Annotated in this window: 13 protein-coding genes; 2 read left to right on the forward strand and 11 right to left on the reverse strand. The window is 61.9% G+C overall.

Annotated elements, in window-relative coordinates; all coding sequences use genetic code 11:
- Positions 1-27: 27 nt before the first annotated feature.
- From E0L17_RS10955 to E0L17_RS07150, 6 genes are all read right to left on the reverse strand, one after another.
- Complete coding sequence (locus tag E0L17_RS10955; RefSeq protein WP_206109056.1) at positions 28-2,232, reverse strand: hypothetical protein; 2,205 nt, start codon at positions 2,230-2,232, stop codon at positions 28-30.
- Positions 2,233-2,442: 210 nt separating this feature from the next.
- A complete protein-coding gene (locus E0L17_RS07130) occupies positions 2,443-4,611 on the reverse strand; it encodes a WG repeat-containing protein (protein WP_167930565.1) in 2,169 nt (722 codons plus the stop codon).
- A 165-nt stretch (positions 4,612-4,776) separates the two neighbouring features.
- On the reverse strand, positions 4,777-6,261 hold the full coding sequence (locus tag E0L17_RS07135) for an O-antigen ligase family protein (RefSeq protein WP_167930566.1): 1,485 nt from the start codon (positions 6,259-6,261) through the stop codon (positions 4,777-4,779).
- 447 nt (positions 6,262-6,708) lie between these two features.
- On the reverse strand, positions 6,709-7,029 hold the full coding sequence (locus tag E0L17_RS07140; protein WP_167930567.1) for a type II toxin-antitoxin system RelE/ParE family toxin: 321 nt from the start codon (positions 7,027-7,029) through the stop codon (positions 6,709-6,711).
- Entirely contained in the window at positions 7,022-7,315 is a 294-nt protein-coding gene (locus E0L17_RS07145; protein WP_167930568.1) for a type II toxin-antitoxin system Phd/YefM family antitoxin, read from the reverse strand. The genes E0L17_RS07140 and E0L17_RS07145 overlap by 8 nt, the downstream gene beginning before the upstream one ends.
- 81 nt (positions 7,316-7,396) lie before the next feature.
- The gene (locus tag E0L17_RS07150; protein ID WP_167930569.1) at positions 7,397-12,133 is read right to left on the reverse strand and encodes an RCC1 domain-containing protein; all 4,737 of its coding nucleotides are present in this window, start codon (positions 12,131-12,133) and stop codon (positions 7,397-7,399) included.
- 764 nt (positions 12,134-12,897) lie between these two features.
- Between E0L17_RS07150 and E0L17_RS07155 the strand changes: the two genes are divergently transcribed.
- Positions 12,898-13,848, forward strand: coding sequence for an ornithine cyclodeaminase (locus E0L17_RS07155; RefSeq protein ID WP_167930570.1), 951 nt, complete (start codon positions 12,898-12,900; stop codon positions 13,846-13,848).
- Here the strand turns inward: E0L17_RS07155 and E0L17_RS07160 are convergent, their stop codons facing one another.
- The 4 genes from E0L17_RS07160 to E0L17_RS07175 form a co-directional block, all read right to left on the reverse strand.
- Complete coding sequence (locus E0L17_RS07160) at positions 13,849-15,423, reverse strand: amidohydrolase (protein ID WP_167930571.1); 1,575 nt, start codon at positions 15,421-15,423, stop codon at positions 13,849-13,851. It lies immediately after the preceding gene.
- Between the two features lie 30 nt (positions 15,424-15,453).
- Positions 15,454-16,860: an ethanolamine permease gene (gene eat / locus E0L17_RS07165; RefSeq protein ID WP_167930572.1), complete on the reverse strand. Its 1,407-nt coding sequence runs from the start codon at positions 16,858-16,860 to the stop codon at positions 15,454-15,456.
- A gap of 9 nt (positions 16,861-16,869) precedes the next feature.
- Entirely contained in the window at positions 16,870-19,416 is a 2,547-nt protein-coding gene (locus tag E0L17_RS07170; RefSeq protein ID WP_167930573.1) for an NTP transferase domain-containing protein, read from the reverse strand.
- Between the two features lie 219 nt (positions 19,417-19,635).
- The gene (locus E0L17_RS07175; RefSeq protein WP_167930574.1) at positions 19,636-21,162 is read right to left on the reverse strand and encodes a DUF2304 family protein; all 1,527 of its coding nucleotides are present in this window, start codon (positions 21,160-21,162) and stop codon (positions 19,636-19,638) included.
- Between the two features lie 183 nt (positions 21,163-21,345).
- On the opposite strand from E0L17_RS07175, the gene E0L17_RS07180 reads away from it, so the two are divergent.
- Positions 21,346-22,596, forward strand: a complete 1,251-nt coding sequence (locus E0L17_RS07180) for a lipopolysaccharide biosynthesis protein (RefSeq protein ID WP_167930575.1) — start codon at positions 21,346-21,348, stop codon at positions 22,594-22,596.
- A gap of 22 nt (positions 22,597-22,618) precedes the next feature.
- On the opposite strand, the gene E0L17_RS07185 is transcribed toward E0L17_RS07180, so the two are convergent.
- Positions 22,619-23,671: a glycosyltransferase gene (locus E0L17_RS07185; RefSeq protein ID WP_167930576.1), complete on the reverse strand. Its 1,053-nt coding sequence runs from the start codon at positions 23,669-23,671 to the stop codon at positions 22,619-22,621.
- Between the last annotated feature and the right edge of the window lie 15 nt (positions 23,672-23,686).

Genomic DNA, 23,686 nt, shown 5'->3' on the forward strand with positions numbered 1-23,686 from the left:
ATAAACGATGGCATTACCTAGCTGGCGTCAATACACGCCGATAACGTCGCCGACGGAAACCCGGTCGGTCAGCGCCTTGATGACGATCTCCTGACCCCCGTTAGCCACGGGCCCCAGCACACCCTCCACGAAGCATGCGACGACCGCGTCTTCCGTACGATATACGGCAATCATGTCGTCAAGGAACAGGTAGTCGATCGCGTCATCGTAGTCGACGCCATACACATTTGTGTGCTCCGAGAAGTAGGCTTGCAGCCCGTCTCGCGCCGCATCCCTGATCTCCGCTTCTGTCATGCCCAGGGCGTCGTAGGTGGACATCTCTTCGCCAGCTGCAAGATCGTAGAACTTACCCCCGACGACCCTCGTCCCATGCGCGCCTCCGTAGAAGAGGTCACGATCGAGGCGCACGCACGCGACAGGCCCCTCGATCGAGGCGGTGGTGTCATAACAGTGGAGAATCTGCTCGGCACCGCTCATGGCGTCTTCCATCGTCATTGACATCTGGCTGTCAAGACGGGCCTCGAAACTACTCCTGAGACTGCTGTTCAGCTGGTCGAGAACAGCGGTGGAACCTCCGTCGGATAGGGCGAACTGCGGATACGCCCATTCCCTCGTCTCCTCCCAAGAATAGCTACCTTGATACGCGGTAACCGTACGATCTTGGACCACATCACGCGTCACATACGTTGGGCCTTCTTCTCCCGGATCCTTCCCATACGTGCATTCGGACACCTGCACGCCGTTCTCAAGGTGCGTGGGGGGAAGCTTGAACGGCGAGTTGCTCTCGTCAATGACGTCCTTGCTGAACGTCCACCCCAAATCAATGAGGTAGTCCGTACCGGTTCCCACCTCGACGTTGACGTACATAAACGCAGAGAGATCTGCACAGGTGAGGCCGGTCTCATGGGTCGTGGCCACGAAAGAACCACCAACGCCCGCGCCAACGGCGGCGTCCACGAGCTGGATCTGCAGCAACTTGAGCTCTGCGCCCACCTTGGCACCCAGACGAACATGTACTGCGGCCTTCAGCTCGGCGTCAAGGTCGCTCGTATCCTCCACCACCCACTCGTCGTCCACGAGCCTCATGGTGGTCATCATCTCGTAGGCCACGTTCACCGAGATGCTGCCGTCGGCCTCTACGTGCAGGTACAGGGGGATGTCAATCGAGAAGCCCATGAAGAACGGCGCGCTCACCTCGAGAATCTTGACATCCTCCTCGGCCCTCGCGCAGACCTCTGCGCCTATCTCGACGTCCCCTCCAACGCTCACCTCGCAGTGCTCGAGGCCCCCGAAGAGGGTCCACTCGACGTCGTAGCCGACCACGGGGCTTACGCTTATGCCGCCCCTGACGTAGCTGCTGCCGTCGTCATCGAGCGGTATGTCGAACTCTTTCCCGATGGACCCCTCCTCGGGCCTCCAGGTGTCGTCGACGCTGATGCGAGAACTGGGGCTTGCCTGCCCTTCGGTAATGATAATCGTCGAAGAGTCAACCTCCACGCCCCTGTCGCTCATGCTTATACTCTCGAATATCTCCGAGGGATCGCTCGCCTGCTCGAACTTCACTGAGGACGTGCCGTGCGCGGTGTAGGATACGGACGTGACCGTACCCGCCCCACCAAGCGGGTTCTCCTCGGTGGGCAGCAGGGCCACCTTGTCGCCGACCTTCGGTGCCTCGCCTCGCGCCACAATCTCAAACTCCCCGTCGTCTCCCCCGCGATAGCTCGCTATCTCCTTGACGCCGTCCTGGAGCTCGTACTCATAGGCTCCGCCACCGGGCCCTTCGCTCACATCGATCCCATACCAAGCAACGCCCTCCTCGCGCCAGCCGAGCGAGACGAGGTGGTCGTTCTCGGCCTTGCTCGTCGTGTAGTTGTGCGTGCCGGTGGTGGCGTAGGGGTTGTACTGGCGGTAGAGCGGCACTCCGGCCGAGGCGGGCGCGGACATCCAGCCCACGCCCTCGTACTCCCAGCCGGCCGCCACGAGCCCGTCGCGCTCGGCGGCGGAGAGCGTGTAGTGGTGGTCGCCGCCCGTCACGTAGGGGTTGTAGAGGCGGTAGACGGGGTCGCCCGACTTCGGCGCCACCCAGCCCAGGCCCTCGTCGGTCCAGCCCACGGCGATAAGCCCGTCGCGCTCCTCGGCGCTCGCGGTGTAGAAGTGCTCGCCGGTCCACTGGTTGTAGAGGCGGTACATATCGGCGGAAGTCTCCGCGGCAATCGCCCGACAAGGAGCCAAGCAGATAGAAAGTGCAGCAAAGAGGAGCGCAAAAAAGACTCCGAAGAATGACGCTCGATGGGCAGATGGTCGTCGAACCGTTCGCATAACTCCTCCTTGCACGAGCGCCCTAACGGAACACTAGGACACGAAACAGGCGATCTTTCAATTTTGTAACGAGGGCAGCACGCGGGACCGGCCAGAGCGACCGGCCCCGCGAGAAACCCAATGCTACACGCCGTACCAGGCCACGCCCTCGTCCCTCCAGCCCACGGAGACGAGATGGTCCCTCTCCTCCCTGGAGGTCGTGTAGTTATGCGTGCCCGTCGTCGCGTAGGGGTTGTACTGCCTATAGAGGGGCGTGCCGGTCGCGGCCGGCGCGGACACCCAGCCCACACCCTCGTACTTCCAGCCGGCCGCAACGAGCGTGTCGCGCTCAGCCTCGGAGGGCGTGTAGTGGTGGTCGCCGCCGACCACGTAGGGGTTATAGAGGCGGTAGACCGGGTCGCCGGAGGCCGGCGCCACCCAGCCCAGGCCCTCATCGGTCCACCCCATGGCCACCAGGCCGTCGCGCTCCTCAGCGCTGGCGGTGTAGAAGTGCTCGCCAGTCCACTGGTTATAGAGGCGGTACATCGAGCCGGAGGCGGAATCGGGAGCGGGCTCGGGGTCGGGCTCCACAGTTTGGTCCGTATCAAGGAACGACCAAACTTCGCCCTTTCTAACGAGAATCATCGTGCCGTTGTCCTCGTCACCGCAGTCCACAATCGAGTCGTACTCAAACGGGATGGCAACCTCACCGTCAGCGTCAACGGCGCCGAACTTACCCGCCTCAGGATTGCGAGCATAGTACCAGTCAGTGCCAGCGCGGCATATGGAATTGTAAACGTAGGGCCCATCGCTCGTCGCATCCACAACAAGCGGAAGTGCAAGCTGATACCCTCCTATTGAGACGGGGGTCAGGCTGACGTCAACAACACTCGCGTACCCACTGCTCTCAGAGGTCTCACCCTCGTACATGACATATAGCCTCGTGCCGTCAACGAGCGTCGCATCACCGGCGGCGGGGTAGACGGCAAGCCCCTCCCCCTGCCGAATTGGCTTGAACTCATCGTCCGTATAGACGCTATAGGTCGTAGTGTCGCCATCGTCATAGCACGACGCGCTCAGAACATACCCACCATCCCACGGATCAATCCAAGCGTAGGAGATACTGCCGGGTAGCTTTCCTCCGAAATCGAGGCTGCAAGCCTCCGTGCCACTCTGGTTAAAGACAATGAGCTTCGAATCAGTCCAACCATAAACATGATTTGCAACCACCGACTCATTGAAAAGAAGGTTAGTGGGGAGGCTGCAAATGACAGACCCATCGGAGCCAAGAATCACCTTTGTCCCCGTTCCAGCGCCGCTGCAAAAGTATCCAGAGCCGCCAGAAAAGACCCCATTGACGCGATAGCCGTCAAACACGGACGTCCTCTCGCCTTGCCACGAGAAATAGACCGTATCAGCACCGTCTACATATGCCCTGACAAAGTCTCCGACGATGCTGCAACTTCTGAAAGGACCTTCCTGCACCCTCTTTTCTCCGCCGCACTCAATTGTCAGATTGCCGGAGGAATCAACGTATGCCAGAAACTCCTCCCCCGTCGAAGAGGTTCCATAGGCGACATCGACCTCCTGTGGCAACTCTTCATACGTGCCGTCGCCGGCAATTGCGTATAGATGCCCCTCGTTCTCGTGCGTCGTCTTATCACTCACGTATACGCGGAGAACCTCCCCACCATCGCGCTCCACAAAGGATGCAACGGCGTATTCAGAGTCGGGATATTGAAGCGTAAACAGAGTTTTGAGCGTCGAAACCTCAAGAATGACCACCTCCGAGAGGCTCCCGTCATATTTTGAGGCGGCAATACACGACTCGTCCCCGTTGAAGACAATGTCATCGTACTCGGCGTTGAGCACGATCTTCCCGTCTGCGGACATCAGCCCGACATCGTTAGTGGCGGAATTGGTCATCTCGATGTACCCAGCGGTCATGCCAATGCCTACGATGTTCTTATCCGTCCTAAATTGATACTCGGTAACTTCGTCGCTTCCCGAGACGACGCTATATGTCGCACTATCTCGGGCATACCTCGTTGAATACATCACCTCTCCGTTGGCACTCACCAAGTCCTGCTGGACGAGAGGCACCTCTTTACCAACGGAGTCAGTAACCGTTCCGATCTTCTTTGCCATGAGGGCATGCCCGTCAAATACTCCGTAGACGTCCTCGTAGACGAATTCCCCGAAGAGGGCAAACGGCCCCGCCGCGCCAGCAATCAAGGGCACCGCCAGGACCAATGCCAGACAGGCAGCCACTCCTGCGAGGAATCCGGTCACCCTACATCTCAAACCTCCCATATCGCACCGTCCTTCCCTTCGGCCGGCCCACGGGTGACCGGCAAACCAATGCGATAATGATATTCAATTATTTCTATTCTTTTTGAACAGAATCCACGAGCGGGCGCGCTACGTCGGCGAGATGTTTCTTCATTGCACAATACAGCCGCAAGGCAATAACAAAAGTCAATGAAGTCTGGGTATCTCCCTCTGATTGGAGAGCAGGGGCGCCAGGCCCCCGTCCCCGAGGCCGCCGGCCCATCCGGCGATTCCGTTATACCGCGCAAGTGCGTCCTCGGAGGCCCCATAAGTGTCGAACAACTGCGCCACGGCCTCATACAACTCTATATAGAGGGGTTCTCTCTCCAGCCCTCCAAGCAAGACCCCCTCGGCAGCATCCCGGTCGCCGAGGGCATAGTAGCACCGACCGATGATAAGAGCCTGCTCACCACTCCTCGGCAGCTCGTGGAGTTCGGCAAATATGGTTGCCCTCTCGGGCTCTCCGAGGTCACAGTAGGCGCGGAGAATCTCCGTCTGGAGCCCAACGTCTCCCGCGGCCAAAGGGTCGGTGGCAACGGCGCTTATCGCGCGGGAGTCCCCCATCTCAGCAAGCCTCGCAAGCGCCGAAGCCTTCGCCCCTCCCGCCCAGCAGGCAACGGCCCCAAGCAGCGCAACCAAGAACAGGCAGGATGCGACGAGAGGCCTCTCGAAAGCCTCCCCAAACCGCACATGGCTCAACCCCTCGCCCAGAAGCAGGGCGAGAAGAACGAGGACAAGACCGAACTGAAAATCGATGTCGATAAGGGCGTGGGCAAGAAGCAAGTCGACGGAGACGAATGGACCCCATGCGCACCAGCTGTCTCCCACCTTGTCCCCAGAGGGCCGCTGTCCCTCCGACGAAAAGAGAGCGGCTCTGCAAAAGCCCCGCAGCGCCGAGCCAGCAACCACAATAAACACAACCAGTGGCATGACGCCCGCATCCAAGACGATTTGCAGATACCCGCAATGGATTGCATTGGCCGTGTACTGGACCGACTGGACCTCCCGGTAGGCATATCTCCACCCATCGGGGCCTATACCAAGTAGTGGGCTCCTAGCCACGAGCCCTAATCCGTCGAGAATCTGTACGATGCGTTCAATCATCGTCTGCGAAGCCTGTACGAACCTCCCCGAGACAAGCAGGAATATAAGGAGGACAACTCCGAGCACAACGAGCAGCACTGCGACGAGGACTGCGAGAAGGGCATGATTCCCCGATGGCTTGTGAGAGGCTGCATTGTGTCGACGGCCAAGGAGACAGGCCGCAACACCGAGGACACCGGCAAATAGCACCCCGAGGACCGAAGATGCCCCACAGGCAAAGAAGATCACGATGGCACAGAAGAGCTGCAGCTCGAGCGAGATAAGTGCCTTCGCCCCCCATTTCCGAAAGCCCACAACAGCCATGGGCACAAGTGCAATCGAGGACAGAGCGAGCGAGCCCCCCGACTGCGTGAGTAGAAGACATGAGATAGGGAGGTAGACAAGCCGCCGGAGAAGGCAACTCTCAGAGAACCACGAGAGCACCGCGACCACGGAAAACCAGATTCCGGCCGTATTGGCGTACTGGAAAAGGGACTGGAGTCGGCCAGCATTCGACCAGCCAAGAAACTGGAAGGCCGAATCTGCCATAACGAGCCCAAGAGCAGAGGATACTACACCAATCCATGCCACCGACTGAAACAGCCACTGACGCCGCGTCGACGCCATCGTAGCCGATAGGATGATGCCAACCGCGAACAATGACCAGCGGCCCCCAGCCTCAAGCCCAGAGTACGAGACACCGTGAAATAAAGCAGAAACCAGATAAAGCAACGGAATGGCAGCGGGCAATATGACTAGAAGCGACGCTTTCGTACCTGTCCGCCGAGCATCTACCAGCGAGAAAAGCCCGAAAGCGCACAAAGCGAGCGCAGCAAGCGATGAGACAGCAGGCGCATAACCTCCCCGCAGCACGAGAAGTGCCACAAGGAGCACGAGAGGCACGATGGGCTCCCCTCTACCCCTCTTGCGGGCTCCTCCAGAATGGGCCGATATCTCATCGATAAACGCCATGTTGCACCCAAATTCAGGGCGCCCTCACTCAGCGCCCAAACTCCTTGCATAATCAGAGCCCGCAAACAGGACGCGCGCCACAGTCACCACGCGCTCGGGCTCCTCCTCGACCCAGTAGAACAGCAGGTAGTTCCCCACACCGATGGCCCTGAACTCATGTACCAGCTCCCGCAGCGGCGCGTAGACCCTCCTGCGGTACGGCATTTTGCGCAGCGAAGAGGCCCTCTCCTCGAACTGGTCGAGGAACCGCCCAGCAGCCTGGGGGCTGCCGAGCGTTTGCGACATGTAGCGCGCAGCATCAATCACGTCACGACGCGCGGAGGGAAGAACTTCGACCCTATACACGGTCGGGCTCCACGGCCACGGACCCCGCAACGACAGCGCGGGCCTCAGCAAGGACCTCGTCAAGCGAGAAACGCTCCTCGGTGACCGCCGCCTCACGCTCCGCATCGCGCAGCGCCGCAAGGACTTCCGAGTGGAAGCTCAGCTCCTCGAAGGACTCCATGCTCATGACGACCATATCACCACGCCCGTTGCGCGTGAGAATAACGGGGCGACCGCTCTCGTGCACGTCCTCGGAAATCTCCGTGAACTTGTTCCTCAGATCGCTCACAGGGCGAACGGACTGCATATAAGCTCCTCTCTGGCGGTTGCTATCATAATTATGATAGCAACCGCCCGCATTGAACGAAACAACGCGGGGTATTCGTCCCTACCCGACCCCGTACCACCCCACGCCCTCCTCGCGCCAGCCCACGGAGACGAGGTGGTCGTTCTCGTCCCTGGAGGTGGTGTAGTTGTGCGTGCCGGTCGCCGCGTAGGGGTTGTACTGGCGCCAGAGCGGCACGCCGGCCGAGGCGGGCGCGGACATCCAGCCCACGCCCTCGTACTCCCAGCCGGCCGCCACGAGCTCGTCGCGCTCGGTCGCCGAGAGCGTGTAGTGGTGGTCGCCGCCGGTGACGTAGGGGTTGTAGAGGCGGTAGACGGGGTCGCCCGTCGCCGGGGCCACCCATCCCAGGCCCTCGTCCGTCCAGCCCACGGCGATAAGCCCGTCGCGCTCCTCGGCCGAGGCGGTGTAGAAGTGCTCGCCGGTCCACCGGTTGTAGAGGCGGTACATGTCCCGCGTCGATGGGACGGGATCGGGCTCCGGATCGGGCTCGCCAACGATCTCGATGGGCACGGCAACGGTCGCCGTGCGCTCGGCATAGCGGCAGGTGACGACGAGCTCCGCCTCCCCCGGCGTGGAGGTGTCGATCTCGCTTGCGTTCGTCTCGTAGGAGGACGACGCGACCTCGGTGCCGTCCTCGAGGACGGCCGTCACCTCCATCCCGGAGAGGTCGAGGGGCTCCCCCGCCTCGAAGCTCGCGTCGGGCAGCGAGACCCTAACGCGCTCAAGCGGCGCGCCGAGAGCACCCTCGTCGCTCGCGTAGACGAACACGGAGTTGTCGCTCTCGCAGGCGTCTTCAACGTCGGCGGGTGCCGCGACGAGGCAGACGCTCCCGGCGCCCCAGGACACCACCTCGTCGGCGCCAAGGGAGCCAGACACGGCGGCACCCGGGACGACCGTGCCCAGGTCAATTGTGGAAAGAAGGGTCCCCGACACATCGCCCTCGCGGACCTCGAGGATCGCGCGCGAGGGGGCCGTGCCGTCGTTGCCAACCTCGTAGCTAACCCCGTCGGGTCCCCCCTCGGCCTCGAGAACGAGGTCGACGAGGCCGGCCTCGACAGTCGCCGAGGAGGTCGCGGAGCCCGCCACGCCGAGGGACACGCGCGCCTCGTCGCCGGCAGCCACCCCTCCGACAATCGAGGGGGCGGGGACATCGAGCGTGCGCGACTCGCCCGCGCCCATCGCGGGGACGTCGAGCGAGGCGACCTGGCCCCCGCCCAGCGAGACCGACACCGTGCCGGCGCTCGTGGCGGAGAGGCCGTCGTTTTTGACCTCGACCCTCACCGTCGGGACGTCGCCGCCCTCGCCGCCGTACAGGCTGAGCTCGGCGGAGGTCACCTCGGGGGAGGCCGCCTCGTCCACGTCGAGGACGCAGAGGTTGGCGACCTGGGATACCTGGCCCTCGCCGTCGGGGGCGGCGCCCTCCCCGCCGATCGTGACGTCGGAGCGAAGCAGGACGACGTCCCAGCCGTCGCCGTCGGACAGGCCGGTAGCGTCGGACACGTAGCCGGGCTCCTCGGTGAGAGTCACGGGCCCGCTCGCCGTAACGCCACCGGAGCCGCCCGGGTCGAGGCGCCTCGCGACGAGGTCGGAGCCGCCCTCCTCGTCCCTCGCCTCGCAGGTGAGGAGGAGCTGGCCCTCCCCGCCCCCCACAATCGAGAAGTCCGCGGAGATCGAGTCGCCGGACGCGAGAACCTCGCCGGACCCCGCGTCGGCGCTTGCGCCGTAGAGGACGGAGCCCGCGGCGGCGTCGTACCACGCGAGGCAGTCGTCGGCGCCAATCCGCGCGAACCGCAGGCCGGACGCGCCGGAGCCCGTGAGGCCGAGGGCGTCGCCGCTCCCGGCGTCGAGCGCCCGCAGCGTCCTGTCGGACGTCGTGGAGAGGTCGCCATCCGCGTCCTCGACGAAGGCAACGGCGACGGAGCCGCCGAGGGAGCCGGCCGCGACCTCCGTCACCGGAACGTCGCGGCCCGTCGAGCTCGAGGCGCGCTCAGCAAGGGAGCCGCCGTCGGCCGCATAGGCCACCGAGCGGACGGTATTCTCACCAGACATCCCGAGCGGGTCGCAGGCAGGGTTCTCCACCCACGCCACGACGAGCCCCTCGGAGCCGTCAGCGAGCTCGCACGCCTCGACCGAGGGCATGAGGCCGCCGGCGCCAGGGCCGGAGAGGACCACGGGCTCTCCCACGGGCACGACGGAGCCGTCCGCGGAGACCTCAGCAGCCCTGAGGACCACGCTCGACCCCGAGGCAACGATCCCGAGCTGCTCCTCTACGGGCAGGGCGAGCTGGGCGTCCGTGAGCGGCGCGCCCGGCTCGACCTGGGCAACCCACACAGTGTCGCCGACCACGCAGCACGAGGCGTCGTAGCCGACGGCGCCCTCCCCGAGCAGGGGCACGGGCTCCCGCCACGTCCCCGCGGCCTCGTCGTAGACGGAGACGTACGGCGTCGTGCTGTGGGCGTCGGGCATGCCCTCCTGGTCGAGGGTGTAGACGATCGCCCGCACCCCCGACTCGGTCTCGAGCATCCGCGGCTCGGCGCCGTCGTAGACGTTGGGCTGCAGCTGCAGGAGGGAGCCGCCGGGAGAGGACGCCCCGCCGGACGGCGCCAGCGAGCGAGACGTCGCCCGGCCGCTGGTCCAGGCTCCCGCGATGTCTCGCTCGACCCCGAACCAGCCGCCGGAGGAGCCGGCCGCCCCGGCGCCACCCACGGCCGAGCGACCCCTTCTTGCGCTGTCGTAGTACTTCCAGTCGCCGTCCAGGAGGGCCTTCTCGTACTCAAAGCAGAGAAAACGTGCCCGTGCGCCCAGCTCGCCGGAGAGGGTAGCAGAACGATTACCTCTGAGACCTCGCTCCAATGTGACTATGTTGGAGGCCGAACCGTAGACGCTAACGTCAGCAACATAGGCAACTCCAATACCACCGGTGAGCATAAAGTCGGGCAGCGTCATCTCAATTGTACTGTCGACGTAAACACTCGCCTCGTCTAGGTCGACGCCAACTTTACTCGTCGAGTCAACACCGACATCCGCGGAAAAAGTAATCACAACCGGCACCACCACGACAGTTTGCCACTCCCATTTGCCGGTCGCATGCATGCCGACAGAAATCTTCCCTCGGCTGATCTGGATACCATCCTCTACAATCGTACCCTCGGCAAAACCCCAGATACTCATTTTGGGCTCGACAGCCCCACTGAGAACCGTCGCGTTATATGCCACGGCGAGGTCAAGGCCTCGAAGCCCTTTCGCAATGTTTCTGTTCTGGGTCTCCACGAACTTCTTGAAAGTTGTCCATCCACCGCCGTCAATCAGCTCGTCCATGTCATCAACGCCGATGCCGATGCGCCACTGGTTACCTTCGCGCCTGAACTCCACCGGCACCATACCGTAGTCGAGAGACACGTCCGTGCCGCCGAGGAGCGGGACGTCCTTCGGCACCGTGAGCTCGAGGCCGCCCTCGAGCTTGAAGTCGGTTTCCTCGGTGTCCTCTGGCTTGCTCTCGACGATGACTGCCCCGCCCGACTCGGGACCGGGGTCGGGGGTGTGGCCGGTACTGACAGCGCCAAACCCGGGCACCCTCCCAGGCACAACCCTCTCTTCAACGGTTGAAGTGGCCCGTCCTAACTTACCCGCATAGTTACTTCCCCACGTCCAGAGAGAGCCGTCCTCCGATATAGCAGCAGAATGGTTGCCACCCAATGAGACAGAGGCAACGCCATCCATAATCTTTACGAGTTCGTAGCGATTGTTTGTCGTTCCGTCCCCGAGCTGACCATTGTCGTTTACGCCTTGAGTCCAGAGAGAACCGTCCTTCAGAACCACTGCGGTAAACGAGGCATCACGATTGTCACTGAACGTATCTCCGCAAGATACATCGATGACATCATCCGCGACCTTAACGGGCGTCGTCTGGTCTTCTCCATAAGGATCGCTATTGCCAAAATGGCCGTATCTAGGCGCACCCCACATCCATAGAGACCCGTCACCCTTTATTGCCGCTGTATGAAAGAAGCCCAAAGAAACAGACTCCACATTGTCTGTAACCCACACAGGCGCATCATGGTTTACTGACGTACCATCGCCGAGCTGGCCATGATAGCCATCTCCCCACATCCAGAGTGAACCGTCACGTTGGATTGCGGCGGCAAAGCCGCTCTCTCCACCACGACTAAATGAGACCTCAGCAACGTTGTCCATTATTTTTGTTGCGGTAGAGCAAGACCCATCTGGCCCGTTCCCAAGTAAGCCGAATATGTCACTTCCCCACGTATAAAGCGAACCATCGGCAGTGACAGCACCGCCCGCATGTCCTCCAAGACCAACGGAAATGACATTATCCATAACCTTCGTAGGCACGCTACAATACCATTCATCTGTAGTGTAGCCGAGCTGATTGGTTGTATTGTATCCCCACGTCCAGAGGGAGCCGTCCTCGGTAATCGCAGCAGAGCTGGAGGAACTAAGAGCGATGTACTTAACGTTTTCCATTATCTTTGTCGGTTGTTGACAATCTTCGGTTGTTCCGTTACCGAGCTTGCCACCGTAGTTTTCGCCCCACGTCCAGAGGGAGCCGTCCTCGGTAATCGCAGCAGAGAAATCACCACCCAGCTCTACCTGCGTCACCCGCAGCCCCTCAATCTCGCGTGGGACCGCCGCGACCTCCTCGGCTCGGCCCACCGTCGCGATGCCAAGGCACGCGAGGATCGCGACGGCCACGAGCGAAAGCGTAATCCCGACCCTCGCCACGATCGCCAACCGTGAGACGTTTCTCTTCTTGCCCATGAAGCCCCCATAAAACGACGCGGGTTCTGACGCGATGTTCTGTAAATTTTCAGGTTTCTCGCATCAACCTGCAAGGCTCCATCGGCGAGAGCCGACCATTCTCTCGGCGAACGCCTCCAAGACAGCTACACCCCCTACCAGGCCACACTCTCCTCGAGCCAGCTGACGGAGACGAGGTGATCGTTCTCGGCCTTGAAGGCGTATGATTGTGGGTGCCGGTCATCGCATAGGGGCTGTATGGCGGTAAATAGGAACGCCTCCCCCGCCTGCAGCCGAATACAAGCCCACACCTTTATTCGCCAGCCGTGAGCGACGAGATTGGCGCGTTCCACAGAGGGGAGCGTGTAGTAGTGGCCTCCCCGCCATTGCATGACGTCACTTTGGCTTATTTTCAGACGTCGAAGACAACCCTCCGCCCAAATTGGACCGACAGTTTTTCTCCTCGGAAAGTGAGGAGAAAAACCGAAGCAAGCGCTCCGATTCTTAACGCTTGCATGCATCGCCAGAGTCAATCATTCTGACCCTCCGGAATACGAAGGGCCCAACAAGGGAAGACGCCTTACTCCAAGCCGCACCTTACCGCTGCACCCGACAGGCGACAACGCACGCCATAAGACGTACAGCATAATATTGGACCCACTGATCGGACCTACGAGAGACGTTGTTGATTGCCCTGTCCCCAGTAGGCAGCAGTACCCTGCAGCATTGTTGCCACTTCAACTACAATCGAAGGCGACTGCGGACTTGCACACGAAGGAGCGGCTGTGAAACTAATTTCCTTTGAGGACATCTCCGGCCTGAACATTCCCTCTTCCCGGTGCTGTGAATGGGTCGACGAGGCGCTAAAGATCAAAGAGACCTCCGCCCTCCCGAAGAAGATTAGTCTATCCATCGATGGCATGCATAATGTGTTCTACAACACCATGCCTTCGCTGCTTCCGGATATTAGCCGAGGCTGCGTCAAGCTCGTAACCCGCTACCCAGAACGTGTGCCCGCACTCGACAGCGAGATTCTCCTCTATGACCTTGGTACGGGAGAGTGCCTTGCGCTCATGGACGGCGACTGGATCACCACGATGCGCACAGGCGCCGTTGCGGCACACTCCATCAGGCTTCTCGCCAAGCCGTCCTTCGCGCGCGTGGGCATCATGGGCTTGGGCAACACCGCCCGTGCGACCATGCTCTGCCTGCAGAGCATCTTCAGCGAGCGACCGCTCCAGATTGGCCTGCTCGTCTACAAGGACCAGCACCTGAGCTTTGCCGAGAGGTTCAAGGCGTACGACAATCTCTCGTTCAGCTTCTTTGAGAGCGTCGAGGAGCTCGCCGCATGGTCGGAGGTGTTTGTCTCCTGCGTCACCGCCGCGGACTCGGACTTCTGCTCTCCTGACTGCTTCATGCCCGGCACGCTGCTCGTTCCGGTGCACACGCGCGGCTTTGCCCAATGTGACCTCGTGTTTGACAAGGTGTTCGCAGATGACATCGCCCACGTGGGCGGCTTCAGGTACTTTGAGTCGTTCAGGGACAGGCTCGCCGAGGTGGCCGACGTCGTTGCCGGGGACAAGCCGGGACGCGAGTCGGACGCGGAGCGAATCCTCGCCTACAACATTGGCATCTCGCTCCATGACACCTACTTTGCAAGCAAGGTCTACGAGCTGGCGGCCGCCAGCTCACCGACAGTCGACCTCTGCAAGCCCTCCGAGAAGATCTGGGTATAGCTAGCAGTTCCCCTTGCCAAAGACGCCCCTCAGGACCGCCGGGAGCATGCCCTGCTCCTGGCGCCGGTAGGGCCTTCCCCCCAGAATCAGCTGCTCCACGCTCAGCCGGCCTAGGTCGGACGGGCTCATGTCGTAGGGATTCTCCGAGAGGACCACCATGTCCGCGACCTTACCGACCTCCAGCGAGCCGCGCTGCGCCTCGTCGAACGTCGTCCAGTACCCGTTGTACGTGCACATGCGCAGCGCCTCGCGTATGGTGAGCGACTGGGCGGGATTGGAGTGGTTGCAGGCCCGCTCCATCCAGACGATGGGGTCGGGGTCGGTGCAGGGGGCGTCCGAGCCGGCCGAGATCCTGATTCCCCTGTCCCACATCGTTCTGAGCGGGTTGAGCCGACCAGCTCGATCAGCGCCGAGAATGCGGACGAGATACTCGTCCGGCTCCTGGGGCCAGCCTATGAACGAGGTCTGAACGGGGAACTGGATGCCGTATTCGGCACAGATGGCGAGGCCCTCCTCCGTTGGCAGGCAGTCATGGATGATCCCGTGACGATGGTCCTCGCGCGGGAAGTCGTCGAGGGCTGCCTTGAGGCACCTTGCCGCCTGGTCAAAGGCAGCGTCCCCTATCGCGTGCATCTCTATCTGCAGCCCCGCCCTGTTGGCTGCCTTGCAGAACTCCGCAACCCTCTCGTCCGTGTAGTACAGGACGCCGCGATCCGTCGTTCCCTCATAGGGCTCCAGCAGTGCGGCATCCGCTGACCCAAAGCAGCCATCCAGGGCGCACGCGAAGCAGCCCCCAATGCGAGGAAGACCGCGCTTTCGGGCCACGTCAACATCGAGCGACTGCGGAAAGACCCTGACCTGAAAGCCGTGCTGAGCGCTCCTCGCGAGCCACGTCTCAAGGGAGATGTCCAGGTCGTTAGCAAAGCCGACGCCACTCACGGTATGGACCATGCCAATGCCCTTGCCGGCGAGATAGTCCATTGCTCTCTGGATGTTGCGCACCAGCTCGGGGATGGACAGCGACCCGGTGACGTAGTCAGAGACCGCGAAGAACGCCTCTTGGTTCATCTCGCCGGTATCGGGGTGATATCCACGCAGCCCAGAGACCTTGTCCTCTATGCGCTTGAGCAGCGCAGAGTTGACGATGCAGGCATGCCCGTCGTACTTCACGAGCATGAGGGGGCGATCGGGACACACGACATCGAGCTCGGAGCGGGAGACGAGCACACGCTCCTCGACGGAATAGGGCGACGCGCCAAAGGCAATGAGAATCTTGGACGACGACCGACCAGAGAAATCACGAACCAACTCAAGAATCTCTGAGTTGGAGCGCGCATCCATGACGTTGAGCCCCGCGTTGAACATGGCAAAGCTCGCCAGATGCTCATGCGTGTCGACGAAGCTCGGACAGAGTGCGCAGTCCCCGAGCTCGACCACCTCCGCACCGGCTGCCTCGGAGTAGCTCCTCGGAAGCTCGTCTCCCACAAAGACGATCCTTCCCTCGCTCTCGACAAGATACCGGGCAACGGCGTCCTCGGCGTTCACCGTCAGAATCGGGCCGTGGTAGATTCTCATGATGCCTCCAAGCCAGCGCAGGTCAAGACGCTATCTCAGGTCGCTCTCCGCCTCGGCAAGACGAGCAAACTCCTCCTCGGGAGCATTTGCCACAAGATGGAAGCGGGCATAGAGCAGGAAGTAGGCGGTACCAAGGACAAACATCACCAGAACCGCCACCGCAGCGGCCACGTCGACGAAGAAGGTCGAGCACGTGGCAACGCAGGAGAGCAGCAGGCCGAGCGTCGTGGTGAAAACGCCGCCCGGGGTCAGATACCCGCGGTCCATCTGGGGCTCCCTCCTCCTCAGGACGATGTGCGACAGGTTCATCAGCGCGTAGCTCACACACGCGCCAAACACCGCCATGTTGATGAGCGCGTCCCCGTCCTGGACGACCGCCACCAGCACAATCCCAATCACTCCGATGAGCAGCAGGGAGAGCGCCGGGGTCTTTCGGCTTCCGGTGAGCGCGAGGACGGACGGCAGATACCCCGCGCGCGACAGGGCAAACATCTGGCGGGACCCCGCATAGATGAGCGAGAAGAACGACGCAACCAGCCCAAAGAGTCCGGCGACGTTAACGAACAGGGCAAACGACGGGTGGTCCGCGTCGTTGAGCGCGTCGACCAGAGGTGCGGTCGAGGTTCCCATGACCTGCGAGCCGGAACCTCCGGCAGCGAGCAGGAGCACACAGAACCCCGTTATGACGAGGATCCCCATCGCAAAGATGATGGAGCGCGGGATATCCCTCCTCGGGTCTCTCGCCTCCTCCGCAGCGAGGGGGACACCCTCGATACCCAGGAAGAACCAGATTCCAAACGGGAGGGCTGCGATGGCGCCCGCAACACCAAAGGGCAACAGCGTGCTGCCGCCGGCGGCGGGAGCAATGTCGAAGAGGCGATCGACGGAGAACTCTGGAATCATGCCAACGGCAAATACCAGCAGCGCGACGGCAGCGACCGCGGTGATGGCGAGCATCAGCTTGAGGGCCTCACCCACACCAAAGATGTGGACGGCAATGAAGATCACGTATGCGGCGACCACCACGGCGAAATGCGGGACTCCTTCGGGAAGGATTCCCAGCTCAAATACATAGTTTGCGATAAAGGTCGAGATAGCGGCCGGAGCGCAGACATACTCGATGAGGACGGCGAGCCCGGTGACAAAGCCGCCGGTCTTTCCCAGCGCCCTTCGGGCGAATCCGTATCCGGCACCGGCAGTGGGCAGGGCACTCGAGAGCTCCGCTATCCCAAATACCGTGCAGCCATACATGAGCCCCATGGCAACGAACGCTACGCAGAGCCCGAGCCATCCCCCGTTGGCGATTCCGTAGTTCCACCCGGAGAAGTCACCCGAGATGACGTATGAGACGCCGAGCCCGGTGAGCAGCACCCAGCCGACCGTCCCCTGCTTGAGCGACCTCTTCTCGAAGTACTCCTGCTGAGCCTCGTTCTTCATCGTCTCTCCCTAACCGATTCGATAGGCCGGATCGAACGCCTGCAGCTCCTCGAAGGAGTCGATCTCCACGATGTCGTTCGCCGAGCAGGGTCGAACGAAGACGTCGTAGTTCTCGGGACGCCGATCGAGTGCCACGTCGTCCCAGAAGATCTGCTGGCACTCCCCTCCCTGGTCAAAGACGGCGGGAATGTCCTTCGACAGGCGTCGGCCGTCGGCAGCGGACCAGTACGAGAGGCCGACCATCTGCCAGCACGGACCGTCGCATCCCTTTGCAATGCGAACGATTTTGCCGTCGTCGTTTGCGGCAAAGCACCAATCCTCGGTCCTGTCCACATGAAACGCCAGGTAGTTCGTTCGATACTGGTACTTGGTGATATAGGAGGGGTCTGCCAGGAACAGGTCGCTCTCGAAAACGTAGGCATCCTCAAAGTGCTCCCTGGCGAGCAGCGCGGAGGAAATGTTGTTCGTCGAGTCAAACCTCGGGTTGTCAATGAAGACGATGGAGGGGTACTTGGACCGAAGCTGCTCGAACTCCTCCTTGAGGTACCCGCGGACGACGTAGATCTCCTTGATGCCCGCCGCCACGACGGCATCCAGCAGGCGATCGATGATGCGAACGCCGTGCACGCGGACGAGCGGCTTGGGCGTGTTGATGGTGATGGGGAGCATGCGACTACCAAGCCCCGCGGCCAGGAAGATGGCCCTGCGCACGCGATGAGGCTCGAGCGCACTCACGCCCGCCCAGGTTATTCGCCCGTCTGAGAGCATGCCCCGCTCCTCTAGCCCGGAGCGGACCGCGGCGTCGAAGGAGTCGAGGCTCCTCTTGGCCTCCGCGGCAACGAGAACGTCAAACTCCTCGTGGGTCAGCTCGGCGACCTCGCGCCTGCGCTCGGCAAGCAGCGTGCTCGCATAGGCGCCGTACTCCCGCGCCGCCTTGTACCAGATGCGCAGCCACTCCCCCACCGGGGAGCCCTTGCACTCCTTGTACATCGCCCACACATACCAGTACCAGCCCACAACGGCAACGCAAGCGATGCAGTGAAACGCCTCGCTGTCCGTGGCTGGCCTCCCGTAGTAGAGGGGGAGCATGTCGAGCGTCTCCTGGACGGAGTAGCCGGACCCCTGTGCGACAAAGTTGCCGATATCGCAGCCATAGTCCCCCATTGCAGCGTACTCCCAGTCGATGAGGCAGATGTCGCCGTCGTGGACCAGGAGGTTAGGGCCATAGAAGTCGTTGTGGCAGAGCACCGGGTCTCCCGAGCCCTCACGCATGGGGGCAACGAGGCCGGCGATGGTAGCCGCGGTCTCGTCAAAGCCCTCGGGCATGCGCCAGCCCTCGGCCTTGAGAAGGCCGACGATCTTGCAGGCCTCGTCATAGAAATCGAACGAATAGGGCGACGTGGCACCGCTCTCGTGAAGTCGTCTGGCAATGGCGAGCGCGCCGGATACGTGGGCCTCATTGCGGTAGTCAAAGTCCACGCAGTCGGGGATGAAGCGCGAAATCTTCCAACCGGCAGCGGGGTCCTCGAATATGAACGAGGTGTCTAGGCCGAGCTCGGCAGCGGTCTTGAGCGCTATCGTCTCTGCATCTCGGTTGACGATCTCCTCGGTACCCGCCCCCGGGTGACGGTAGACGTAGCGCTCCCCCTTGCAGTCAAACAGCACCGAGAGGTTGGTGAGGCCAGCCTTGAGCGGCTCGACGTGCGTGATGTCCCCTCGCGCGCAGGAGAGGGTGGAGCAGATGTTGTCGAGGATCTGCGAGTCGACGTTCTCAATGAAGTCGGTGTCAAACGCACAGAGGTCGTCGAAGAAGTCGAACTCGTACACCATGCCCGCAGGTAGCTTGCGCGCCCGCAGGGAGAGCTCCTTGGCATGGCCCATGGCTATCTGTTCCCAGAGCTTGCCAAACGTGTCTGGCGCATCGTACTCGCGGTCGAGCAGCGCGAGATAACGATGAGCGGTCGCCTCGTCGAAGTATGCCGGGCCCAGCAGGTACCGAGCGTCCTCGGAGGGCGCCTTGTCGTACCCCATGAGACGGTCGTGAGCACCCAGCCTCACCGGCCGCTCCCCCGCCTCGGCTCCCTGCTGAACGACGGAGCACCAAGAGCCCAGCTCGAATTTGCTGAAGAGGTTCTCCGCGAAGAACTGGTCAGACGAGCAGATGTAGGAGCCACCCTCAAGGCCATCGAGGGCGATGCGGAGCGAGGCGTGGTTGTTCCTCTTGAGATAGTCCGGGTTCTCGATGAGATGGACACCGAACTTGTCCTCCAGATAGTAGAACTGCTCCTTCATATGGCCAACGACCACGCGAATGTCTTCGATTCCGGCGTCCTGGAGCTGGCGAATGAGGCGTTCGATGAGGACCTCGCCCCTGACCTTGAAGAGCGCCTTGGGCTTCTCGAAGGACAGCGGAGCAAAACGCGTCGACATGCCTGCCGCAAGGACGACGGCATGTCTGACGCGAAAGGACTCAAGCTCGGAGATGCCAAGGTCCGTGACCGTCAGATCGTCTTGGAGCTGGCCGATGGACTTGAGCTCGCGGACCGCCTTGTTCACCGCCCCGAGGGACAAGTCAAGCGATGACGCCAGCTGTCGTTGGGTGAGTTGGTGCGATTTTACGCAGGCACAGAGCACACGGAACTGACTTTGAGTGAGCATGCAACCTCCTGACAAGGATTATGTTCACTCATATTATCCGTATGAAGATACGTGAACGCAAGGATGTCCTTGTTGCCTCCACATGACCCTTTGGGCGGAGGGGGAGGATGCCGGGGGCTATACCTCTAGTGCATCCCGTGCGGCCTTCAGGAGCTGGTCGACGCTCGCGCCCCAGCTGAAGCTCCTCCGGACGAGCTCATGGCACTTCTCGGATTGCTTGCGAATGGAATCGGGGTCGTCGGCAAGACGGGAAATCGCCCTCACGATGCTCTCCGCACTCGCATCAGGGAGAATCGTGCCGTACGACTCGTCCGGAATCAGCTCACGCGCACCGCCCACGTCGGTCACGACGGACGGACACCCGCATGCGGCTGCCTCGAGCAGGCTTGTCGAGAAGCCCTCGGAACGGCTGGGAAGACAGTAGAGGTCCGCCTGGGTCAGCAGCTTGGCTACGTCGCTCTTGCTGATGGGCCCGAGGGCGAGGACATTGCCGCCCGCGGAGCGCACCTCCCTCTCAAGGGGACCGGAGCCCGCAATCGCAAAGCACACGCCCCGCGAGACGAGCGCGGGGTCCTTGGCGGCCTTGAGCAGAGCGACGATCCCCTTTTCGGGCACCAGGCGCCCGATGACGGCAACCAGGAGACGACAGTCGTGCAAGGGGGCCTCGAGGCGAAAGTCCCTCTTCGAGGCACTGCTCTCGAACGACTCGGCATCGATGGAGTTGTTGATCATCCCCCGCGCCTCGATGCCAAAGTGACGGAGCCACTCGACGCTCCTCTGGGAGATGCCGTAGTACACGGGGTCGTAGTGCCTCCTGCCCCAGAGCGTGACTCCGTTCTCATAGACGCGAACCACGCGGTCGAGGACCGGGTTGTTAAAGCAGAGGTAGGCGGACCCATGGTCAAGGACGATTGGCCTGAGCCCCATGTTCCTGGCAATCTTCATCCCCAAGAGACTGTGCGGGTAGAAGCGCGTGTTAACAAGAACCGCGTCAAAGCGTCGCCTGGACACCGCCGCCCTCAGCTCGTTGCGCTCGCCGCAGGGGCGAGGTATCGGCAGTCGCCCGCTCAGAAGCGGGAAGCAAGGAAGGCGTATCACCTCGACGCCCTCGGGAGTCTCGTCACGCGGACCCAGGCCCTCCGTGTCGTTGGTGACGATGAGCACGTTGTGACCTCGCCGTGCGAGCTCTGCGGAGAGGCTGTCGGAGAACGTCTCCACGCCACCGATGTGCGGGGCAAACTGAGCCGAGAAGATGGCAATGCTGAGCGGCCGAGCGGCCGTCGCCCCACCGCCCTCTGAAGAGGGCTCGTCGACCAAGGACGGCCGACGGTCGAGCTGCGTCAGGCGCTGGTTGAGTCGCGCGATCCTCGACGCCTGACCGCTCACGATGACGGAGAGCGAGAGACAGACTGCCAGAAGGCAGAGGACACCCAGAAGCAGCATGAAGTTCGAGGGAGACAGAAATCCCAGGGCTGCCGAGAGGGCGTAGACGGAATCCGGCCAGATTGCCACCACAAGCAGGGCACACGTGATGGCAAACCAGAGAATCGAGTATTTGAGCAGGAGACGGCCCCGGGCAACCAGCCTCATCACAAACAAGGCAAAGAGCACGCAGACAACGGCGCAGACTATGCGTACGAGCATGGTTGTGTGACGTCCCTTCGCGCTCCGTGTCGGTCTATAGGCTTAGATGATAGCTCTTCGACGGAAGGGGGCAACGCCCCCCAGAACCATCGCTGTTCATTTTGTCCATCTCGCAATCCTCGGCGCCAGCCGTTTGCTTCTCGAGGATACTATCCAAGCGTCAACAGGAGGGGGCGATGCCGCGTGGGCAACTCGGAGCCCAAAAGAGAGCTGAGCGTCAGGCAGAACATGCTATGGAACATGGCCGGGTCGGTGACCAACCTAGCCTGCCAGTACCTCATCACCGTGCTGGTGGTTCGTCTCACCTCGGAGCTTGACTCGGCGGGGCTCTACTCGCTGGCGATGTCCGTCTTTGGAATCTTCTCCCCCGTTGCCGGCTACGGGCTGTACTCCTATCAGGCGACGGACGTCCGCGAGGAGAACACGCTTGGGGAGTACCTCACCCTTACCTGCGGGACGAGCCTGGTGAGCATCCTCTGCATAGCCCTCTACGCCCTGTTCACCTGCAGAGCGAACGCGTGGGCCATCGTCATCTTCTTCGGCGTGTACCGTCTTGTGATGATCGTGTTCGATTCTCTCCACGCCTATGATCAGATGCGCCACCGCATGGACATCATCGGGGTCTCACTGGCGCTGCGAGGGATCGTCTCGCTCGTCGTCTTTGCCGCCGCCTTCTCCCTAACGAATGATCTGCTCGTCACCTTTGCCCTCATGACCGTTGCCATACTCGCGGTGAGCTTCCTCTACGATCTGCCCGCTACGCTCCGACTCACGGAGATTCGCCTCGGCATCTCTCGGGGGAAGGCCGTCCACCTTCTCAAGGGGTGTCTCCCGATCGTCATCTCGCAGGTCGCCTACGGCGCCGTCCCCTCCATCCCGAGGCAGTTCCTGTCAATGGTCTGTGGCGACGCTACCCTGGGCATCTACGCCTCGGTCGCGGCACCGGTCGCCATCATCCAGACGGGAGCAACCTACATCTACAATCCGCTCATCAGCTACTTTGCCGAGTGCTTCGTCAAGTGCGATCGGGGCGGGTTTGTCCGACTGCTCAAAAAGACCGTTCTTGGCATCCTGGGCATTGGCTGCGTCAGCCTTGTTGGAATCTTCGTCCTTGCCCATCCCGTGCTCCTCCTGCTGTACGGTGACACGGTGGCATCCTATTCTCACCTCATGTACCCGCTGGTCATCTCGTCGCTGCTCCTGGGGACGCAGGGCCTCTTCAACAACCTACTCGTTGCGATGCGTGCACCCAGCCTCATGCTCATCAGCAGCCTCGCCTCACTCGCGGCGGCGCTCGTCCTGTGCGTCCCGCTCGTCACAGCCTTCACCATGAACGGGGTCACCTACGCACTCGCCCTGTCCTGCGGGACCGGCCTCCTCTTCTCCGGCTGGTGCATCCGCCGTCGACTCATTTCCCATCAGGGAGCGGCGTAGCCCGACCGTCCCCGCCAGCGACCTACCACAGCTCGTGGGTGCGGTAGAACGTAGACAGCTTTTCGGCCGTGTCGACGATGTCAAAGCCCGCGTTCCTCACCGCCTCAACCTGGGCGGAGCGGTCATCGCATTCTGCTTCGAGTAGGTCAATCGCCGCTGCGGCCCATCTCTGGGGACCCTCCTCGAGAGAGAGGAACGATGCGCCGTCAGAGACCTTCGACAGGGAGGGAAGCGATGAGGACAACAGGCAGGGCAGGCCCGTGGCCTGAGCCTCGATTGCCGCGATGCCAAGCCCCTCCCAGAGCGACGGGAAGATGAACACGTCCGCCGCCATAAGTATGGAAGCTACGTCCTCCCTTACGCCCAGGAAGAGAATCCGAGAGGAAACGCCCAGCTCCTGGGCTAGCTCCCTCGCCTCCTGCTCAAGGGGCCCTCCACCAACGAGAGCAAGCCGCGCATCGGGACGACGCTCGACGACCCGAGAGAACATCTCCAGAAGGAACCGGTGATTCTTCTGCGGCACAAACCTCCCCACGTGGCACAGCAGCGGAGCATCGTCGGCAATGCCGAGTTCGGAGCGGGCGACACGCCTTCGATGCCCTGAGAAGCGATACCGCTCGAGAATGATCCCGTTGTTCACAATACGGAAGTGTGGTCCCGAAACGACCTTTCGCCCAAACCGGTCGATCCCCGCCCCAAGCGAGCACGCGAAGAAGGCGTCCGCCACAAAACGGGTGGGATATGAAACAACGGCAAACGGTATACGAGCTAGGTCACGATTGTTTGTGTTGTGGCTGTGAGCGACCGCATAGAGGCCCACGCGTCGAGCCTCTGAGAGATAGATGGCAGCACACGACCCTATGTGCCCATGGACGACGCTGTAGTCGCCGTGCTCGGCGAAGAAGCGACGGCAGCGGGAGCGATACTCAAGTATGTTGGCCCCAACGAATCTCGGGAGGCGATAAATGGAGCCGCCCAGCTCCCTTATCTCCGCGTCGTAGGCGCACTCCCTCTCCTCGTGCACGAGAAAGTCAAACTGGAGCCTGGATCGGTCAATCGAGCGGAAGACGTTCATGATCAACGCCTCCGC

This window comes from Olsenella sp. SW781 (genome assembly GCF_012027725.1).
GTDB lineage: Bacteria > Actinomycetota > Coriobacteriia > Coriobacteriales > Atopobiaceae > Thermophilibacter.

What these genes read in the sequence shown, in the direction of transcription:
- E0L17_RS07185 (WP_167930576.1), bottom strand. Translation starts at nt 23,671, where the DNA reads ATGAACGTCTTCCGCTCGATTGACCGATCCAGGCTCCAGTTTGACTTT.
- E0L17_RS07175 (WP_167930574.1), bottom strand. Translation starts at nt 21,162, where the DNA reads ATGCTCGTACGCATAGTCTGCGCCGTTGTCTGCGTGCTCTTTGCCTTG.
- E0L17_RS07135 (WP_167930566.1), bottom strand. Translation starts at nt 6,261, where the DNA reads ATGGCAGATTCGGCCTTCCAGTTTCTTGGCTGGTCGAATGCTGGCCGA.
- E0L17_RS07150 (WP_167930569.1), bottom strand. Translation starts at nt 12,133, where the DNA reads ATGGGCAAGAAGAGAAACGTCTCACGGTTGGCGATCGTGGCGAGGGTC.
- E0L17_RS07145 (WP_167930568.1), bottom strand. Translation starts at nt 7,315, where the DNA reads ATGCAGTCCGTTCGCCCTGTGAGCGATCTGAGGAACAAGTTCACGGAG.
- E0L17_RS07130 (WP_167930565.1), bottom strand. Translation starts at nt 4,611, where the DNA reads ATGGGAGGTTTGAGATGTAGGGTGACCGGATTCCTCGCAGGAGTGGCT.
- E0L17_RS07160 (WP_167930571.1), bottom strand. Translation starts at nt 15,423, where the DNA reads ATGAGAATCTACCACGGCCCGATTCTGACGGTGAACGCCGAGGACGCC.
- eat (WP_167930572.1), bottom strand. Translation starts at nt 16,860, where the DNA reads ATGAAGAACGAGGCTCAGCAGGAGTACTTCGAGAAGAGGTCGCTCAAG.